Genomic DNA, 18,675 nt, shown 5'->3' on the forward strand with positions numbered 1-18,675 from the left:
GGGAGAGATAGAGTAATGAATGAATTATTACTAGATACACAACAATCTTACTATGAATACGTCGGAAAAGTACAGCAAGGTTGCCATATAATTGCTAGCTCTTTTCAATCAAATAATTTAGAGCAGGCCTTTCGACTGATTGCAGATTTTAGTGAGGGGCTCGAATGGCTAGTAACAGTAGAGCAACATATGCAAGCTAATCATTACGTTATCAATAGCCGTATACAGGAAGTTATCGAACAACTACCAATCTTAAACGGGCTATTGGAAAAAAGAGAGATAGAAGCTTTAGCATATTTATTTGAGAATGAGATTGCACCATTTTTCGCTAGTGCCTCTGAATGGACGTTTAAAAAAGTTCAAATGTAAGTAGCTAGATGGTACTAGCTGCTTATTTAACCTAGTATTATACATTTTTAGAATTGACAAAATAGAATATAAATGTAAAAGAGTGAATTGTCAAAATACATATAAATGGTTTTAATGTTACGAAACACTTTTGAAGGGTTCTCAACAGAAGTACATGTAGATAACATATTTTCATCTGTTAAGAAAAAAATGTTATCAGGTTTTTATAAATATATTCATTGTAACTTGTATATAAATAAACTTAAATGAAACAAGGCTGTGCAAATCTATTAAAGGTTTGAACAGTCTTCTTATTTTGTTATAGACTTAAAACCTATGACTGGCATTTGAAAGTTAATTAATAAAATAGATACGATTCTATTCCTCCTATAATTATCCACATAGTTTCAAAAAAAACTGAAATTCTCTGATTTTTATCCGATATTAGTAACAATCATATCTGTATTAGATTCAAGGAGGATGAAATTATGCGCATTTCAGGCAATGCAGATACTGGTGCAGCAACTATTCAACAGCAAGTCTCCTCTAATGCACCAGCAGTGGAGAAAGTAGTAACGCAAGGAAGCGACACTACAATGAAAAGTGCTACACCGATTGTTGAACAAATACAACAACTTAGTAATGATGATGAAACAAAAGCAAAAGTACAAGAAGTTGTCGATAAAATGAATAAAATGCTGGAAGTAAATCAGAGTGCTGCAAAGTTTAAGTATCATGAGGGTTTAGAACGTTATTATGTAACTGTAGTAGATAGTGCTACTGATGAGGTATTAAAAGAAATCCCACCGAAAAAGTTACTAGACGCTTTTTATGAAATGCAAAAGCTATTTGGGATGATTGTAGACGAAAAAATATAATTATATTTTAAAATGGAGGACTATTTATGGTAATGCGAATAGGTGGATTAGCATCAGGGATGGACATTGATGCTTTAGTAGAAAAATTAATGACTGCAGAAAGAGCGCCATTAAATAAGCTTTTACAAAATAAACAAAGATATGAATGGCAACGTGATGCTTATCGGGATGTCAATACAAAATTAAAAACATTTGATAACTTTATTTCAGATAACTTTGTTATTAAAAACCTAAGTTCAAAAACGGCGAGTAGCTCGAACTCAAATTTAGTTTCAGCCATTGCTACTAGTAAGGCTACGGGAACACTTTCTATTGAAGGTGTTTCACAGTTAGCCGAAGCTGCACGTACAACGAGTGGTCAAATTGATGGTACTGGTACGACAAAAATGAGTGATTTAGTTGGAAGTGATACGAAATATATTGAATTCACTGCACCCTCGGCTGATGGTTCGACTCCAACAAGTGTAAAAGTTGCCATTACATCCAATATGACAGTCGATAGCTTTGTAGAAAAAGTAAATGAAAGTAATATGGGTGTTTCAGCAATTTTTGAAAATGGTCGGTTCTCCTTCACAGCTAAAAATACTGGTAAGGGCGATATTGCTGTTAAAGGGATTGATGAAAATGGTGCAAATACGAATATAAGCAAATTAAAGTTACAAGAAGGAGAAGGAGCAACAGTAACTGAAGGTAAAAATGCCGTTTTCCAAGTAAATGGTATTGCAACAGAACGTAATACAAATTCATTTACACTCAATGGCTATAACATTACATTAAATAAGACGTTTAATGGTACAACAACAAATGTTAATAAATACCTTGCTGCAAGAACAGAACGTGATAATGCGGTGGCTGCTTATAATACCAAAAACGCAGCCTATGAAACAGCACGTGATGTATATTACGGGGCAGGAGCAACTGATTTCCCATCTTATACAAATACACACCAAGCTGCTTATGATGCCCTATTTGGAAAGCCTCTAAAAATGGCAGAGCAACAAACATATAACTCAATTGGTTCCTCAGTCTTTAAAGACTTAACAACTGATGAAATTAACTTCCTAGGTAACTATGATGCTACAGGTAAAAGCATTGATCAAATTAAAAATGATATTCAGAGTAGTAGTCTAGATGACGCTAGTAAAGCAAAGCTAAGTGGTCTAGGTGATAAATTAGAGAAAGTAGCATCTTTAAATACAACAGATTTAAATAAATTTAATGATTATGCGAACTACTCCGTCTATGGTAAGAAACTGAAAGATATAGATATTGATTCTCTGAAAGGCTTTAGCTATGACAGTAACGATGACTTAGAGACAATTCATGCAAATATAGATGCCGCTGGGTTTTCTGATGAAATGAAAACGGCATTGAAGTCTTTCACGAAAGATCAGTTAACTAATTTAGTAGCAATGGCGCAATCACCAGATACAGATACAGTCGATGCATTAAATCGTTATAAAGGGCTTGCCCAAGAGGAAGCGGAAGCAGATGATTTACTCGCAAAATATAATAAGTTTGGTGATAAACTAATTACGGATTTGGTTAATGATCCAACAAAAGTCGATGGATTATCAGAAGAACAAAAGCTTTTATGGAATGATTTATCCGCATACCATACTGCATTTAACAATTATGCTGAGCAAAATATTCAAAGAGCAGATTATATTAAAGCAAACAGTGAAAAAATAGCTGCTGAAGCAAGGAAGAGTAATGCTGAATCAGCGTTTTCTACAGCTAAGGCAGAAGCAGATGCTGCAGGTATACTAGAAAGTGGAACCGAGGACATTAAAGCTGGACTACCTACGAATCCAACTGATCCAGCAGTTACCCTATCATCTACAACAAATGTAGATGACATGATGAATAAAATTAAAGACTTTGTGAATACGTACAATGCTTTAATTAAGGATTTAAAAGAGCAAACGACACAAACGAAATATCGTGATTATGCTCCATTAACAGAAGATCAGAAAAAAGATATGAAGGAAAGCGAAATTAAGCTATGGGAAGAGAAAGCGAAAAGTGGCTTACTTCGTAACGATTCACTTCTTCGTGACGGACTTTCTAAAATGCGCTCACTTGTTTATGAAGCTGTTCCTGGTCTTGAAGACTCAAAATTTAATACATTATTCAGTGTCGGTATCACGACTACTAAAAATTACAATGATGGTGGCGCACTAGAGATTGATGAAAAGAAATTACGTGAAGCATTAGAGGCAGACCCAGATGCTGTGGCTCGTCTATTTAAAAATGATGCTGGTAAAGACAAAGATGTTGTAGATGGTAAAGTTGTTGATACGCGCGGCTACCTTGCCAGATTGCGCGGATCAATGGATGAGTTTAAAATTTCAATTGAACAAAAAGCTGGCCGTGCAACAATGACAGATCAACAATATACGATTGGTAAAAACTTAATTGATACAGATAAGCGTATTTCTACATGGCAAGATAAGCTCAAAAATATTGAGGCACGTTACTGGAAACAATTCTCAGCAATGGAGCAGGCCATTAATAAGGCAAATCAGCAATCTGGAATGTTCATGCAACAAGGCGGAGGCTTCTAAATAAGGTAGGGGAAACATATGCAGCAAATAGATCAACTATTGCAAGCTTCAGCAAATTTATTTAAGCATTTGGGTGAAACTCCAAAAGGTGAAGACCGTGATGAATATATCTACACTATTAACAACATGTTAGACAAGCGTGGTGCCATTATTGAAGAATTGATGAATGATGGATTTCGTTTCGATGAACAAAATCGCATTCATCGTACATTGCTAGAATTAGATAATGGTATTAAAAAGCGTTTAGCAGATGTAATGGATGCAGTTAAACAAGACATGGCAAACCTACAAAAAACGAAGAAAAGTGAACAGCAATATTATAATCCTTACTCGAATGTTCGCGTAATGGATGGCATGTATTATGACAAAAAAAATTAATCGTTTATCTTCATTCATCGTGCTGGAAGTTGCTAGCTGAATGAAGATAAAGCATTGGCAGATGTCATCCGATTTTAAAAGGAGTGAATTGTGATCATACAATTCAAAATCCAGACAAATTTACGCTGAGACGTAAATAGCTTTTCTTCGGAAAATGGTTTAAACTAGTAAATAAGTAACCTTTCAAAGGAGTTGTCCTTTATTGGCAGCAAATTTAACAGCACAAAACGCGTATAAACAAAATAGTGTGACTACAGCTTCACCTGGCGAATTGACATTAATGCTTTATAATGGATGCTTAAAATTCTTGCATATGGCGAAACAAGCTATCCAAGATAAAAATATTCAAGAGAAAAATACAAACATTCAAAAAGCTCAGGCGATTATTAGTGAACTGATGTCTACACTCAATATGGATATTGAGATTTCGAAACAAATGCTACCTCTTTATGAATATATGAATCATCGTTTAGTAGAAGCCAACATTCAAAATGATGTAGCCATTATTGAGGAAGTAGAAGGATTGGTGACGGAATTTCGCGATACGTGGAAGGAAGTAATTCGCATTAATCGACAACAGCAATTTGGTCAGGGAAACAGCGGACAAATTTAGACACAATTAGAGACCATCGAAAGAGATGGTCTCTTTTTTGTTAAACCGTTATGATCATGAAATAGTCATAAATTAGGCTATTCAACGGTAAAATATGTTACTTATTCCCTGTGGCTGTTAGTTGGGCATCATGGCATAATCAAAGCAATAAACATGTTTAAAAGAGTACTGGGGTGGGAATATGATCTTTAAGCGTCAAGAAGGTTTCCGATTTAAATTTAAGGAGCCTATTCAAATAACTTTTGCTATTTATGAGAATGGGAAGGTCAATCATGGACAAACGGCTATGGCTGACTTGTTGGATATAAGCCCACGTGGATTAAAGATGTTTACGGAAGTGGATTTAGGTATAAACCCTCCTCCATTAGATATCCATTTTGTGCTTGATACACAAGAAGTTCGCGCTTATGGAGAAGTGATTTGGAGTCGTCCATTTGGGAGCGGCAAGCAATACGGCATCTATTTCAATAATCAAGGACCCGTGGAAGATTTGATTGTTGAAGAACTAAAGCTTCGACGAAAAAAGGAAGCAGCAGAAGCGAAAAAACAAAATAATAATTTATAAAAATTTTTGTAAAAAAAAGAATGATTTTAGAGGAATTTCACACACTTGTGTAGAAATAGATAGTATAGCAGTTATAAAGGAGGAGTTTACATGTTAAACTTTAACATTCGTGGTGAAAATATTGAGGTAACTCCAGCTATTCGAGAGTATGTTGAGAACAAAATCGATAAAGTTGAACGCTATTTTAACGAAGATGTTAATGCCAACGCTAATGTCAATTTAAAGGTTTACAATGACAAACAAACTAAAGTGGAAGTTACTATTCCAATGAAGAATCTAACTCTTCGTGCTGAAGAGCGTCATAATGATATGTATGCTGCTGTTGATCTAATTGTTGATAAATTAGAGCGTCAGATCCGCAAGCATAAAACAAAAGTAAACCGTAAATTCCGCGAGCGTGAAGGTGCAGGCCTTTATTTTGCTACTACTCAAGCAGCTGCTGATGCTGTGTCAGAGGAAGAAGAATACTCAATTGTTCGTACAAAGCAATTTGATTTAAAACCTATGGATCAAGAAGAGGCAGTTCTACAAATGAATATGCTTGGACATGATTTCTATGTCTTTACAGATGCTGAATCGAACGGCACAAATATTGTATATAAACGTAAAGATGGAAAATATGGCTTAATTGAAACTACTTAAAACTTCATGATGACAAAGGCTCTCGCGATGGCGAGGGCCTTTTTTTGGTATGACAATCATATGTAGCCGGGGTGACAGTTTGCATGAAACTGTTACACAATGGTAAAATGAAAGTTGAATCTATATAGGAAGTGAAAAACATTCATGGCAAACCTATTAAATAAATTATTTGATTTCAATAAACGTGAGCTAAAAAAATTAGAAAAAATCGCTGACCAAGTTGAGCGTTTCGCTTCTCAAATGGAACAGCTTTCAGATGATCAACTACAAGCGAAAACAGATGAATTTAAAAAGCGCTATGCTGAGGGTGAGCATTTAGAGTCGATTCGTGCCGAAGCGTTTGCTGTTTGTCGAGAAGCGGCAAAACGTGTATTAGAAATGTACCCATTCCGCGTTCAAATCATGGGGGCAGCCGCTCTTGATGAGGGGAATATTGCGGAGATGAAAACCGGGGAAGGTAAAACTTTAACAGCGACAATGGCTGTTTATTTAAATGCCATCACTGGTAAAGGTGTACATGTTGTAACAGTCAACGAATACCTAGCGAGTCGTGATGCTGCTGAAATGGGACAACTTTATAATTTCTTAGGCTTATCTGTTGGGCTTAATTTAAATAGCCTTTCAAAAGATGAAAAACGTACTGCTTATGAGGCAGATATTACGTATAGTACAAACAATGAGCTAGGATTTGACTACTTACGTGATAACATGGTGCTTTACAAAGAGGAACGTGTACAACGTCCATTGCACTATGCTGTCATTGATGAGGTGGACTCGATCTTAATTGATGAAGCTCGTACGCCATTAATTATTTCGGGTCAAGCTGGGAAATCAGCACAGCTTTATAAACAGTCTAATGCGTTTGTGCGTATGTTAAATGCAGAGACAGACTATACGTATGAAGAGTCCACAAAAGGTGTTACGTTAACAGATGCAGGTGTGGAAAAGGCAGAAAAAGCATTTGGCATCGATAATCTATTTGATTTGACACATGTTCGTTTAAATCATGCGATTAATCAATCATTAAAGGCGCATGTTAGTATGCATAATGATGTCGATTATGTTGTGCAGGATGGCGAAATTGTGATCGTTGATGGCTTTACTGGTCGTTTGATGAAGGGTCGTCGTTATTCTGATGGCTTACACCAAGCGATTGAGGCTAAAGAAGGCGTTGAGATTCAAAATGAATCGATGACAATGGCGACAATTACCTTCCAAAACTACTTCCGTATGTATCAAAAGCTTGCAGGGATGACAGGTACAGCGAAAACAGAGGAAGAGGAATTCCGTAATATTTACAATATGAATGTTGTCGCTATTCCGACGAATAAACCGATTGCTCGTGATGATCGTGCTGACTTGATTTTTGCAACGATGGAAGGGAAATATAAAGCAGTTGCTGCTGATATCGCAGAGCGTCATAGAGCTGGTCAACCTGTTCTTGTTGGTACAGTTGCTATTGAAACGTCTGAGATTATTTCTAAACTATTGGATAAACATAAAATTCCTCATAATGTATTAAATGCGAAAAATCATGAACGTGAAGCTGAAATCATTGCGAACGCTGGTACAAAGGGTGCAGTAACAATTGCAACTAACATGGCTGGACGTGGTACAGATATTAAACCTGGCGAAGGAGTACTCGAAATTGGCGGTTTAGCGGTAATCGGTACAGAGCGACATGAATCACGTCGTATTGATAATCAGCTTCGTGGACGTTCTGGTCGTCAAGGGAATCCAGGGGTTACACAATTCTACCTATCCTTAGAGGATGATTTAATGCGTCGTTTTGGCTCTGATAATATGAAGTCGATGATGATGCGCTTAGGTATGGATGATTCCCAGCCATTGCAATCTAAAGTTGTGTCGAGAGCTGTAGAATCAGCGCAGAAACGTGTCGAGGGTAATAACTTTGATGCGCGTAAACGCTTATTACAATATGACGATGTACTACGTCAGCAGCGTGAGATTATTTATAAAGAGCGTTATGATGTACTAGAAACAGAAAATATGCGTGTGCTTGTTGAGTCTATGATTCAAGAAACAATTGATAATGTTGTTAGCCTGTATACTCAAGGTGAACAGAAGGATTGGAACCTAAAGGCTATTGAAGACTTTGTAGCGGCTAATCTTTTAGAGGAAGGTCAACTTAAAGTATCTGATTTCCAAGGCAAGTCTGCTGAAGATATTAATCAGCTAATCTCTGATGCTGTTCATGTTCGTTATGATGAAAAAGAGGCAGAACTGACACCAGAGCGTATGCGTGAGTTTGAAAAGGTTATTTTATTACGATCAATCGATACAAAATGGATTGATCATATTGATGCAATGGATCAACTACGTCAAGGTATCCATCTGCGTGCTTATGGTCAAAACGATCCACTTCGTGAATATCAACAAGAAGGCTTTGCGATGTTTGAGGATATGGTAGCCTCTATTCGCGAGGATGTTGCGAAATATGCGATGAAAGCAGAAATCCGCAATAATCTGGAGCGTGAAGAGGTGGCAAAGGGGCAGGCTGTTAATCCAAAAGAAGAAGGTGGCACTGCGCCGAAAAAGCAACCAGTACGTAAAGCTGAAAACATTGGCCGTAATGATTTATGTCCATGTGGTAGCGGCAAGAAATTTAAAAACTGTCATGGCACAGCTCAATAATATCTAGGTGAAAAAATCATTTTAACTACGTGTTAAAATGATTTTTTCTTTTTAAAATTACTCAAAAATGAAGAAATTTTAGTATAAAAAGTCAGAATTTATAGACAATTGAAAAATATGGGTATACAATAGCTGTAATAATAGGTATATAGTACAAGTTATTTATCCTGTTATTATCCTGAATTTTTGATGGTGATACTAAGTCTTAAGGAGGATCGGAATTTTCAAGCAATCTTACTCATTGAAAATAGCGGGAATGTACGCATATTTGTATATTCCTTTTTATTTTGACTGGAAGCAACATAAAATGTATAAAGGGGGACTATAGATGCATAAAAAAGATATTATGAATAGTGAAACAATGATGTATATGCCTGTGTATGATTCCTTTGGAAATTTATGTACGCAGGTGTATGAGAAAAATAATGAGTATATATCTACGTTACCACCAACGAAATTATTGGACTTTAATCTGCGTTATTTTGGTTCTAGTTTAAGAGGAGCGTTCGATGGTTCGAAAATGATCCTAGGCAAGCTTAATAAAAATCCTATCGTCGTGCACGAACGTTGTAATATTTTATGGTTTCCTAGTAGGTCTCCTTTACACCCTGACTGTATCTGGTTCGCTGTTCATCATATTGATGACTATGTCGCTGTGGATAAAAAGAGGACAAAGGTTACTTTTATGAATGGCAAGGAATTTATTGTGGATGTCAGTGTCAATGCGTTAGAGTCTCGGATTCAAAGAGCATTTTTATTAAAATATAGACTAGAGAAACGAACAAAATATTTACTTGTTCAGTATGACCGTGTGAAAGTATTTCAACGTCTTGCCAAAAATATGTTTGAGGACGAGACGCAGGATAGTTGACTTAATTCCACAAAACATCTGCTAGATAGTATGTTTTCGTTTCTAAAAACGTTATAATAAAAAGATACGGAGCTTTATAAATAAAGTGTTAGCTCCATGACTAACGTTCGGAGGATTTAACGATGATTGAATTAGCAGATGTACGCAATGTGTTAGACACTACAGCCAAAAAATTGGCGGACTTTAGGGGGTCTCTTTGACTTAGAGAACAAAGAGGCACGTATTCAGGAGCTAGATGAAATGATGCTAGAGCCAGGCTTTTGGGATGATCAGCAAGGTGCTCAGGTGATTATCAATGAAGGAAATGGCTTAAAAGCGATTGTCAATGAATATAAAGATTTAGTGGAAACACATGAAAATTTAGATATGACACTGGAACTTTTACGTGAAGAACCAGATGAAGAATTACAAGAAGAACTAGGCAAAGAACTAGCAGAATTCCAACAAAAGATGGCTGATTTCGAGCTACAATTACTGCTAAGTGGCCCATACGATCAAAACAATGCCATTTTAGAGCTACATCCTGGTGCTGGTGGTACGGAATCACAGGACTGGGGTTCAATGCTATTACGTATGTATACGCGATGGGCTGAGAAGCGTGGATTTAAAGTGGAAACAGTGGACTATCTACCAGGAGATGAAGCTGGGATTAAATCTGTAACATTGTCGATTAAAGGTCACAATGCTTTCGGTTATTTACAAGCGGAAAAGGGTGTGCATCGTCTAGTACGTATTTCTCCATTCGATTCGTCTGGCCGCCGTCATACGTCCTTCGTTTCCTGTGATGTTATGCCAGAGTTTGACGACAATATAGAAATCGATATTCGTACAGAGGATTTAAAAATTGATACGTATCGTGCAACAGGTGCAGGTGGTCAGCATATTAATACGACAGATTCTGCCGTTCGTATTACGCATATTCCTACTGGTACGATCGTACAATGTCAAGCTGAGCGCTCCCAGATTAAAAACCGTGAAAAAGCGATGACGATGTTAAAAGGGAAGCTATATCAACTAGAACTTGATAAACAGCAGGCACAATTAGATGAAATACGCGGTGAGCAAAAAGAAATAGGCTGGGGCTCCCAAATTCGTTCGTATGTCTTCCACCCATACTCGATGGTGAAGGATCATCGTACAAATGAAGAAACAGGTAATGTGGGTGCTGTGATGGATGGCGATTTAGATCCATTTATTAATGCCTATTTACGTTCAAAAATAAATTAATACCCAGATTCCCCAAGAGTGAGATGCTCTTGGGGAATTTTTGTTAAAAGGGTGGATGATAGGGTGCATCTTGGCTCAGCTGTTTTCGTTCATTCATGTAATATTTATACAGCATAGATGCGTTAAGAAATTGTTTACTAATAGAAGCATAACGAATAGGTAGTTCGATTTGTTTATCATTTTTTAACGTTACAATACACCCCAATTCACTAGGAGTAATATTAATAATTGCATGAAGCCCTATCCATATATTGTGAATGGAGCTGGGTGAATAAGTTGGCAAAAAAATACAAGGATAACCATAATCAAAGGCCACGACGATTGGTAGCTTGTGTTGATTGCCGAAAAAACGTTTAGCCGATTGTTTTGCGGCTTCATAAGTTGATCCTAATGAGAGACAGGATTTTCGAAGGACATGCATCGGTTTGCGTGTAACAATCAGCTCATTATGCTTATCAATCACGTGCGTGAAGACTTTGGAGTCATGCTGAATAGGTTGCAGCAAATAAGTATTGAATGAAATTAAGTAGCCGTTTACAAAGTTAGTTGTCATATAGGGAGTGCCTCCTTTTTTCTAGTTATAACGGTAGTGTAAAACAGAATATGACTTTCTTAAATTAAATGAAATAGTTGAAAATCGTTGAGAAAAGCACGAAATGCCTAGAGAATTTGCTCTAAATATCAATTGATTAATAGCTAATCCAAGATATTTTCGAATCGTAAGCATTGCTTTTTAATTTCAATTTTCATATAATTTAGAAAAGGATCGAGGTGAGATCGTTGGATAAATATTATTCGTATACAGATTTTCTGAAAGCCGTTGGTCAGTCGAAAAAAGTTGATGAGGCAGAGAAATTATTAAACGAGATTTATTTAGATTTATTTTTAAATCGTATCCAGCGTATGCATCGGCAAGAGCAGCTCATGGTTCTGATAGATAGAGCACTCGATGAAAAAGATGAAAACGCATTTTATCAATACGCATCCGAACTAACTTCCTTACACCAAACAGAAGATGAATCATGTTGACGAACCCGCTCTCCATATCTATTGGAGAGTGGGATTTTTTTGCTTTTGAAAATAGTTGCAGAGGATGTGAAGATTGTATGTTTTGGTTAGAAGAAGTGATCTTGCTTATAGAATGGGGAAAGTCATTTAAAAAGTTTGAGACGCTGTTTATAAAAAAGTGAGAGACGCTCTAAAAGTACAGACCCCGGCTCCTGAGAGTGTGTGAGCTCCACATAAAGCAAAACAGGAAATCTCATCCATAAATAAAGCTTGAAAACTTGATAAAACGGCTATTTTAAGAGTAACAAGTTAAATTGACTGTATTGTTATGTAATAAAAATTTTAGAGATGAAAAAAATTTTTACAAACATTCGTTCGTTAAATGTTCGAAATTTTAATATTGCTATGCTAAAATATATGTACAAATTGGAAGAAAGGACGGGGACATGAGTGCAAACATTTGATTTACAAGCGCCATATCAGCCTAACGGGGATCAGCCACAGGCCATTGCGGAATTAGTGGAGGGTGTGAAAGCAGGCAAACGTCATCAAACATTGCTTGGTGCTACTGGAACAGGTAAGACGTTTACCATTTCGAATGTCATCCAGCAAGTTAAAAAACCAACACTAATCATGGCACACAATAAAACACTAGCTGGCCAGTTGTATAGTGAATTTAAAGAGTTCTTCCCAAATAACGCCGTCGAATATTTTGTCAGCTACTATGATTACTACCAACCAGAAGCTTATGTACCGCAGACAGATACCTATATAGAAAAAGACTCTAGCATTAACGATGAAATTGATAAGCTGCGTCACTCTGCTACTTCTGCATTGTTTGAGCGTGAGGATGTCATTATTATTGCATCTGTGTCCTGTATCTATGGTTTAGGTTCTCCTGAAGAATATCGAGAAATGGTTGTTTCCATTCGTACAGGTATGGAAATTGAACGTAATCAGCTACTGCGCAAGCTTGTAGACGTTCAGTATGAGCGAAATGATGTTAGTTTTACTCGCGGAACATTTCGGGTACGTGGAGATGTAGTGGAAATCTTCCCAGCCTCTCGTGATGAGCATTGTATTCGTGTGGAATTTTTTGGGGATGAAATCGATCGCATACGTGAGGTAGATGCACTAACGGGAGAGATTTTATCGGATCGAGAGCATGTTGCTATTTTCCCTGCATCTCACTTCGTTACACGAGAAGAGAAAATGCGTAAAGCGATTGAAAACATTGAAAAAGAATTAGAGGAACGACTTGCATTATTACGTGCAGAAGATAAATTACTAGAGGCACAGCGTTTAGAACAGCGTACACGCTATGATTTAGAGATGATGCGTGAAATGGGCTTTTGCTCTGGGATTGAAAACTATTCACGTCATTTAACATTGCGTGAAGCAGGTGCTACTCCATATACTTTGCTAGATTATTTCCCCGAAGACTTTTTACTTGTGGTTGATGAAAGTCACGTAACACTTCCACAGGTTCGAGGAATGTACAATGGTGACCAAGCACGTAAAGGAGTGCTCGTAGAACATGGCTTCCGATTGCCATCTGCTCTAGATAACCGTCCATTACGTTTTGAAGAGTATGAAAACCGCGTACATCAAGCGATTTATGTATCAGCCACACCAGGTCCTTATGAACTGGAGCATACACCAGAAATGGTAGAGCAAATTATCCGTCCAACTGGATTATTAGATCCATTAATTGATGTACGTCCTATTGAAGGTCAAATTGATAATTTAATTGATGAAATACAAGATCGAATTGCGCGTGATGAGCGAGTTTTAGTGACAACCCTAACGAAGAAAATGTCTGAGGATTTAACGGCTTACCTGAAGGAAATGGGCTTAAAAGTAGAATACTTACATTCAGAAATTAAGACACTAGAACGTATTGAAATTATCCGTGAGCTACGCAAAGGAACGTATGATGTGCTAATAGGTATTAATCTATTGCGTGAAGGTCTTGATATCCCTGAGGTGTCCCTTGTGGCAATTTTAGATGCTGATAAAGAAGGATTTTTACGTTCAGAGCGTTCATTGATTCAAACCATTGGTCGTGCTGCTCGTAACGCGAATGGTCATGTCATTATGTATGCGGATCATATAACAGACTCGATGAAAAAGGCGATTGATGAAACGCAACGTCGTCGTGCGTTACAAATGGCTTATAACGAGGAGCATGGCATAACACCTCAAACGATCATTAAGAAAATCCCAGATGTGATTCGCGCAACACAAGTAGCAGAAGAAGAGGAATCCTATGTAACAAAGGCAACAAAAGGCAAAAAGCTGACAAAGGCGGAAAGAGAACAGCTCTTAGCTTCCCTAGAAGTCGAAATGAAGGAAGCAGCAAAAGCGCTTGATTTTGAACGTGCGGCTGAGTTACGAGATACAATATTTGAATTGAAGGTAGAAGGGTGAATGACTTGTGAAAAATACTGAAATTGTCGTGCAAGGCGCACGTGCTCATAATTTAAAAAATATCAATGTCACAATTCCACGTGACCAATTAGTCGTTTTAACAGGATTATCAGGCTCTGGAAAGTCTTCTCTAGCATTTGACACAATTTATGCGGAGGGCCAACGTCGTTATGTTGAGTCCCTCTCCGCCTATGCCCGCCAATTTCTTGGACAAATGGATAAACCAGATGTCGATGCAATAGAAGGCTTGTCGCCTGCTATTTCCATTGACCAAAAAACAACTAGTCGTAACCCACGATCTACTGTCGGTACGGTAACGGAAATCTATGATTACCTACGTTTACTTTATGCACGTATTGGTAAACCGATTTGTCCAAATCATGGCATAGAAATCACTTCCCAAACGATTGAGCAAATGGTGGATCGTTTATTAACCTATCCTGAGAGAACTAAGATGCAGCTCCTTGCACCAATGGTTTCTGGACGTAAGGGTACCCATGTTAAACTGCTAGAAGATTTAAAAAAGCAGGGGTTTGTTCGTGTACGAATTGATGGGGAATTGCGTGATTTAGATGATGCTATCGAACTTGATAAAAATAAAAAGCATTCCATCGAAGTAGTAGTGGACCGTGTTGTTATGAAGGAAGGGATTGCTGCTCGTCTGAGTGATTCTTTAGAAACGGCTTTACGCCTGGCAGATGGACGTGTGCTTGTCGATGTGATGGAACATGAAGAGTTACTATTTAGTGAGCATCATGCCTGCCCATTATGTGGTTTTTCTATTGGTGAGTTAGAGCCTCGTATGTTTTCATTTAATAGTCCGTTTGGTGCTTGTCCAAGCTGTGATGGCTTAGGTTCAACACAAGAGGTAGATTTAGATTTAGTGGTGCCTGATTGGGATCGTTCTTTGTTAGAGCATGCCATCGCACCATGGGAACCAACAAGTTCGCAGTACTACCCACAATTACTAAAAGCTGTATGTGATCATTACGATATTCCAATGGACGTGCCTGTGAAGGATTTGCCAAAGGAAAAGATGGATAAAGTTTTATATGGCTCTGGAAAAGACAAGATACACTTCCATTATGAAAATGAGTTTGGCAATGTGCGAGATCAAATGATTGAATTTGAAGGGGTGGTGCGCAATGTTGAGCGTCGTTTTAAAGAGACGACATCCGATTATGTTCGTGAGCAGATGGAAAAATACATGGCACAGCAGGCTTGCCCTTCATGTAAAGGGTATCGTTTAAAGCCTGAGACGCTAGCAGTGAAAGTAGCTGATAAACATATCGGTGAGGTCACACAATATTCAATTCAGGAAGCAGACACTTTCTTTAAAGAGCTTGATCTCACTGAAAAGGATATGCAAATTGCTCGATTAGTTTTACGAGAAATCGAAGAACGATTGGGCTTCCTTGTGAATGTTGGTTTAGACTATTTAACATTGAGTCGTGCAGCAGGTACATTATCTGGTGGAGAGGCACAACGTATTCGCCTTGCTACACAAATTGGTTCACGATTAACAGGAGTCCTCTATATTTTAGATGAGCCTTCGATTGGTTTGCATCAGCGAGATAATGATCGACTGATTAGCACATTACAAAATATGCGTGACATTGGAAATACGCTGATTGTGGTAGAGCATGATGAAGATACGATGCTTGCTGCAGATTATCTCATCGATGTAGGACCTGGAGCAGGCGTCCATGGCGGTCAAATTGTGGCAGCAGGTACACCACAGGAAGTTATGAATAATGAAAAATCCTTAACTGGACAATATTTAAGTGGTAGAAAGTTTATTCCTTTACCAATTGAAAGACGCCAACCAAATGGTCGAAAGCTCTCCATTAAAGGTGCCAAGGAAAATAATTTACGCAATGTTAAAGTAGATGTTCCATTAGGCTTATTTGTAGCAGTGACAGGTGTGTCTGGTTCAGGGAAATCTACACTGATAAATGAAATTTTATATAAATCTTTGGCACAGAAGCTTAATCGTTCAAAGGTTAAGCCTGGCGAGCATAAAGAAGTGACAGGTATCGATGAGCTTGAAAAAGTAATCGATATTGATCAATCGCCAATTGGTCGTACACCTCGTTCAAACCCAGCAACTTATACAGGTGTTTTTGATGATATTCGCGATGTTTTCGCAGCAACAAATGAAGCAAAGGTACGAGGCTATAAAAAAGGACGCTTTAGCTTCAATGTTAAGGGCGGTCGCTGTGAAGCATGTCGTGGTGACGGCATTATTAAAATTGAAATGCATTTCCTTCCAGATGTTTATGTACCATGTGAAGTATGTCACGGCAAACGTTATAACCGTGAAACACTTGAAGTGAAGTATAAAGATAAGAGTATTGCAGATATTCTCGATATGACAATTGAAAATGCAGTAGTGTTCTTTGAAAATATTCCAAAGATCCAGCGTAAGCTACAAACGATTGTTGATGTGGGGTTGGGTTATATGAAATTAGGGCAACCAGCCACAACCTTATCGGGTGGTGAGGCGCAGCGTGTAAAACTAGCCTCTGAATTACATCGACGCTCAACAGGGAAATCCTTCTATATTTTAGATGAACCTACGACAGGATTACATGCCGATGATATTGCTCGTTTACTTGTTGTATTGCAGCGTCTTGTTGAAAACGGTGATTCGGTATTAGTTATTGAGCATAACTTGGATGTGATTAAAACAGCTGATTATATCATTGACTTAGGTCCAGAAGGCGGAGACAAAGGTGGTACGATTGTTGCAACTGGTACACCTGAAGAGGTAGTAGAAGTAGCAGGCTCCTATACAGGCAAATACTTAAAACCAATTCTGGAACGTGATCGTATGAGAATGGATGCATTGCTAGCAGAAGCTACTAAGTCTTAAGGGTTTTACATTCGAATGGAAATGATTAATCTGGATTGAAAGGTGATCTTAAATTGGGGAAAGTCGCTCAATCCAGATTGAAAATGATTCGAAATGTGAAGAACCCACTCAAACAGAGGCCGGAAGTGATCCAACTAATCTAAAAAACGAGCAATAAAATCTTCACAGGTAAAAGCCTGTCGATGTTGAAATGAAAAGACCCAATTTATTCAATTTTGCAGTGAAACTTTTCACATGATGCATCGTATAAATAGTATAACGAACTGAGGGAGGCTATTTATTTATGCAAAATGAACGTCAACGAATTTTAGAACTTGTAGAAAAAGGAACAATTTCGGCACAAGAGGCGATTACATTATTAGAAGCATTAGAGCAACCTGGCAAGTCTACTCAACATGTTATGAATGATGTGTCGAAAGAGACGCAATCCTTTTCAAATGAAAAAGAGCCATTATTTGAAGAAAAATCAAAAGATGGTGACAAGAAAAAAGATGATTTTATGAAATACTTCCAAGATGAAATGCAGGATTTTCGTAAGGATTTAACGCAAATCGGTTCTCTTTTTATGGATATGATGAATACGGCTGTTAAAAAGGTAAAGGAATTTGATGTAGCTTCTCCATTTGGAGATAAAATTGAATTTACCCATACAGAAGAAGTGGCTGCTGCCAATGTGGACAATATTATTGTTGAATTACCGAATGGTAACTTCTCATTGGAATCCAGTGAAGGGGAAACTATTCAGGTGATTTGCAAGGTAAAGGCACCTTTGATGAACGAAAGTGAAGAAGAAACTCGTAATCACTTCTTAGAGCAATTTGTTGTGAAAGAGGAAGAGCAATCACTTCGTATTTTGAGCCAATTAAAGCTTGTTCAAGTCAATGTGAAGGTGCTAGTACCAAAGGATAAACTTGAAAAATTATCTGTTCGTCTAATGAATGGTAGTGTTTCATTACAGGATACAGAATTCGAAGAATTAAAAGTGAAAACGTTAAACGGTGCCATTAAAGGAACGAAGTTTAATTTTGGAAAAGCTGAAGTGGATTCTTCTAATGGTTCCATTGAATTAACGAATGTTCGAGGTAAGGATTTAGAGGCTGAAACATTGAATGGGCGTGTTTATTTGGATGGTGCATTGGATGAAGTTGAAGCTAAGTCTGTCAATGGACATGTAGTCGTAACAACATGCTCGACAAATTCTTCTAAAATTAAAGCTCAAACAGTTGCTGGAGCAGTGGAATTATATGTCCCACGAACAATTTCATTGAGCGGTAAAGTCGTAACGAATTTCGGTAAAGTGGATGTGGGGATCCAGGATGTTTCTAAAATGGAGTCACAAGATCAATTCTTATCTAAAGTAGTCCGTTTCGACAAAGAAGTTGAAAATGCGAATCGCCTATTTATAGAAGGTGAATCGAAAACTGGTGCTGTTTTAGTGCGCTACACAACAACAGATGAACAACAAATTTAACAGTAGAAGCATTCAAGGTAAAGCTTGAATGCTTTTTCTTTTCAAACAGGATTCGACCTAGCACATAGAGGCGAATCTTGTTTTTATTTTTGTCATATTTCAAGGATAATGGCAAGGAAAGAATGAAATAGAAGGAACTGCCACGGA

Annotated in this window: 15 protein-coding genes; 14 read left to right on the forward strand and 1 reads right to left on the reverse strand. The window is 37.6% G+C overall.

What is annotated here, in order from left to right; all coding sequences use genetic code 11:
- Positions 1 to 15: 15 nt before the first annotated feature.
- The 10 genes from NYE73_RS03415 (at position 16) to prfB (ending at position 10,744) form a co-directional block, all read left to right on the forward strand.
- Complete coding sequence (locus tag NYE73_RS03415; RefSeq protein ID WP_259951063.1) at positions 16 to 369, forward strand: hypothetical protein; 354 nt, start codon at positions 16 to 18, stop codon at positions 367 to 369.
- 467 nt (positions 370 to 836) lie between these two features.
- A complete protein-coding gene (locus tag NYE73_RS03420; RefSeq protein ID WP_004227547.1) occupies positions 837 to 1,226 on the forward strand; it encodes a flagellar protein FlaG in 390 nt (129 codons plus the stop codon).
- Positions 1,227 to 1,252: 26 nt separating this feature from the next.
- Positions 1,253 to 3,793: a flagellar filament capping protein FliD gene (gene fliD / locus NYE73_RS03425; RefSeq protein WP_259951062.1), complete on the forward strand. Its 2,541-nt coding sequence runs from the start codon at positions 1,253 to 1,255 to the stop codon at positions 3,791 to 3,793.
- An 18-nt stretch (positions 3,794 to 3,811) separates the two neighbouring features.
- A complete protein-coding gene (locus NYE73_RS03430) occupies positions 3,812 to 4,171 on the forward strand; it encodes a flagellar protein FliT (protein WP_259951061.1) in 360 nt (119 codons plus the stop codon).
- Between the two features lie 202 nt (positions 4,172 to 4,373).
- Positions 4,374 to 4,784, forward strand: a complete 411-nt coding sequence (gene fliS, locus NYE73_RS03435; RefSeq protein WP_259951060.1) for a flagellar export chaperone FliS — start codon at positions 4,374 to 4,376, stop codon at positions 4,782 to 4,784.
- Positions 4,785 to 4,965: 181 nt separating this feature from the next.
- The gene (locus tag NYE73_RS03440) at positions 4,966 to 5,349 is read left to right on the forward strand and encodes a PilZ domain-containing protein (RefSeq protein WP_048392058.1); all 384 of its coding nucleotides are present in this window, start codon (positions 4,966 to 4,968) and stop codon (positions 5,347 to 5,349) included.
- 90 nt (positions 5,350 to 5,439) lie between these two features.
- Positions 5,440 to 5,991 carry a ribosome hibernation-promoting factor, HPF/YfiA family gene (gene hpf, locus NYE73_RS03445; protein WP_004227537.1) on the forward strand — a complete coding sequence of 184 codons (552 nt, stop codon included), beginning with the start codon at positions 5,440 to 5,442 and terminating at the stop codon, positions 5,989 to 5,991.
- Between the two features lie 144 nt (positions 5,992 to 6,135).
- Positions 6,136 to 8,646, forward strand: coding sequence for a preprotein translocase subunit SecA (secA, locus tag NYE73_RS03450; protein WP_221679467.1), 2,511 nt, complete (start codon positions 6,136 to 6,138; stop codon positions 8,644 to 8,646).
- 328 nt (positions 8,647 to 8,974) lie between these two features.
- On the forward strand, positions 8,975 to 9,517 hold the full coding sequence (locus NYE73_RS03455; RefSeq protein WP_048392056.1) for a competence protein ComK: 543 nt from the start codon (positions 8,975 to 8,977) through the stop codon (positions 9,515 to 9,517).
- 122 nt (positions 9,518 to 9,639) lie between these two features.
- Positions 9,640 to 10,744, forward strand: a protein-coding gene (gene prfB, locus NYE73_RS03460; protein WP_237497242.1) for a peptide chain release factor 2 whose coding sequence is annotated in 2 segments (ribosomal slippage) — positions 9,640 to 9,714 and positions 9,716 to 10,744 — 1,104 coding nt in all. Because the reading frame shifts where the segments join, the coding sequence is not laid out codon by codon here.
- 43 nt (positions 10,745 to 10,787) lie between these two features.
- On the opposite strand, the gene NYE73_RS03465 is transcribed toward prfB, so the two are convergent.
- Positions 10,788 to 11,297, reverse strand: coding sequence for a competence protein ComK (locus tag NYE73_RS03465; RefSeq protein WP_048392055.1), 510 nt, complete (start codon positions 11,295 to 11,297; stop codon positions 10,788 to 10,790).
- A 227-nt stretch (positions 11,298 to 11,524) separates the two neighbouring features.
- On the opposite strand from NYE73_RS03465, the gene NYE73_RS03470 reads away from it, so the two are divergent.
- The 4 genes from NYE73_RS03470 (at position 11,525) to NYE73_RS03485 (ending at position 18,528) form a co-directional block, all read left to right on the forward strand.
- On the forward strand, positions 11,525 to 11,773 hold the full coding sequence (locus tag NYE73_RS03470) for an IDEAL domain-containing protein (protein ID WP_048392054.1): 249 nt from the start codon (positions 11,525 to 11,527) through the stop codon (positions 11,771 to 11,773).
- Positions 11,774 to 12,202: 429 nt separating this feature from the next.
- Positions 12,203 to 14,182 (forward strand): excinuclease ABC subunit UvrB, encoded by a 1,980-nt coding sequence (gene uvrB / locus NYE73_RS03475; RefSeq protein WP_115674275.1) that lies wholly within the window; start codon positions 12,203 to 12,205, stop codon positions 14,180 to 14,182.
- A 7-nt stretch (positions 14,183 to 14,189) separates the two neighbouring features.
- Complete coding sequence (gene uvrA, locus NYE73_RS03480; RefSeq protein ID WP_112117403.1) at positions 14,190 to 17,057, forward strand: excinuclease ABC subunit UvrA; 2,868 nt, start codon at positions 14,190 to 14,192, stop codon at positions 17,055 to 17,057.
- Between the two features lie 283 nt (positions 17,058 to 17,340).
- Entirely contained in the window at positions 17,341 to 18,528 is a 1,188-nt protein-coding gene (locus NYE73_RS03485) for a DUF4097 family beta strand repeat-containing protein (RefSeq protein WP_054549774.1), read from the forward strand.
- Positions 18,529 to 18,675 lie beyond the last annotated feature (147 nt).

The organism is Lysinibacillus sp. FSL K6-0102, from assembly GCF_038003545.1.
Classification (GTDB): Bacteria; Bacillota; Bacilli; order Bacillales_A; family Planococcaceae; genus Lysinibacillus; species Lysinibacillus capsici.

What these genes read in the sequence shown, in the direction of transcription:
- fliD (WP_259951062.1), top strand. Translation starts at nt 1,253, where the DNA reads ATGGTAATGCGAATAGGTGGATTAGCATCAGGGATGGACATTGATGCT.
- NYE73_RS03485 (WP_054549774.1), top strand. Translation starts at nt 17,341, where the DNA reads ATGCAAAATGAACGTCAACGAATTTTAGAACTTGTAGAAAAAGGAACA.
- NYE73_RS03455 (WP_048392056.1), top strand. Translation starts at nt 8,975, where the DNA reads ATGCATAAAAAAGATATTATGAATAGTGAAACAATGATGTATATGCCT.
- hpf (WP_004227537.1), top strand. Translation starts at nt 5,440, where the DNA reads ATGTTAAACTTTAACATTCGTGGTGAAAATATTGAGGTAACTCCAGCT.
- NYE73_RS03440 (WP_048392058.1), top strand. Translation starts at nt 4,966, where the DNA reads ATGATCTTTAAGCGTCAAGAAGGTTTCCGATTTAAATTTAAGGAGCCT.
- NYE73_RS03415 (WP_259951063.1), top strand. Translation starts at nt 16, where the DNA reads ATGAATGAATTATTACTAGATACACAACAATCTTACTATGAATACGTC.
- NYE73_RS03420 (WP_004227547.1), top strand. Translation starts at nt 837, where the DNA reads ATGCGCATTTCAGGCAATGCAGATACTGGTGCAGCAACTATTCAACAG.
- secA (WP_221679467.1), top strand. Translation starts at nt 6,136, where the DNA reads ATGGCAAACCTATTAAATAAATTATTTGATTTCAATAAACGTGAGCTA.
- NYE73_RS03465 (WP_048392055.1), bottom strand. Translation starts at nt 11,297, where the DNA reads ATGACAACTAACTTTGTAAACGGCTACTTAATTTCATTCAATACTTAT.
- NYE73_RS03430 (WP_259951061.1), top strand. Translation starts at nt 3,812, where the DNA reads ATGCAGCAAATAGATCAACTATTGCAAGCTTCAGCAAATTTATTTAAG.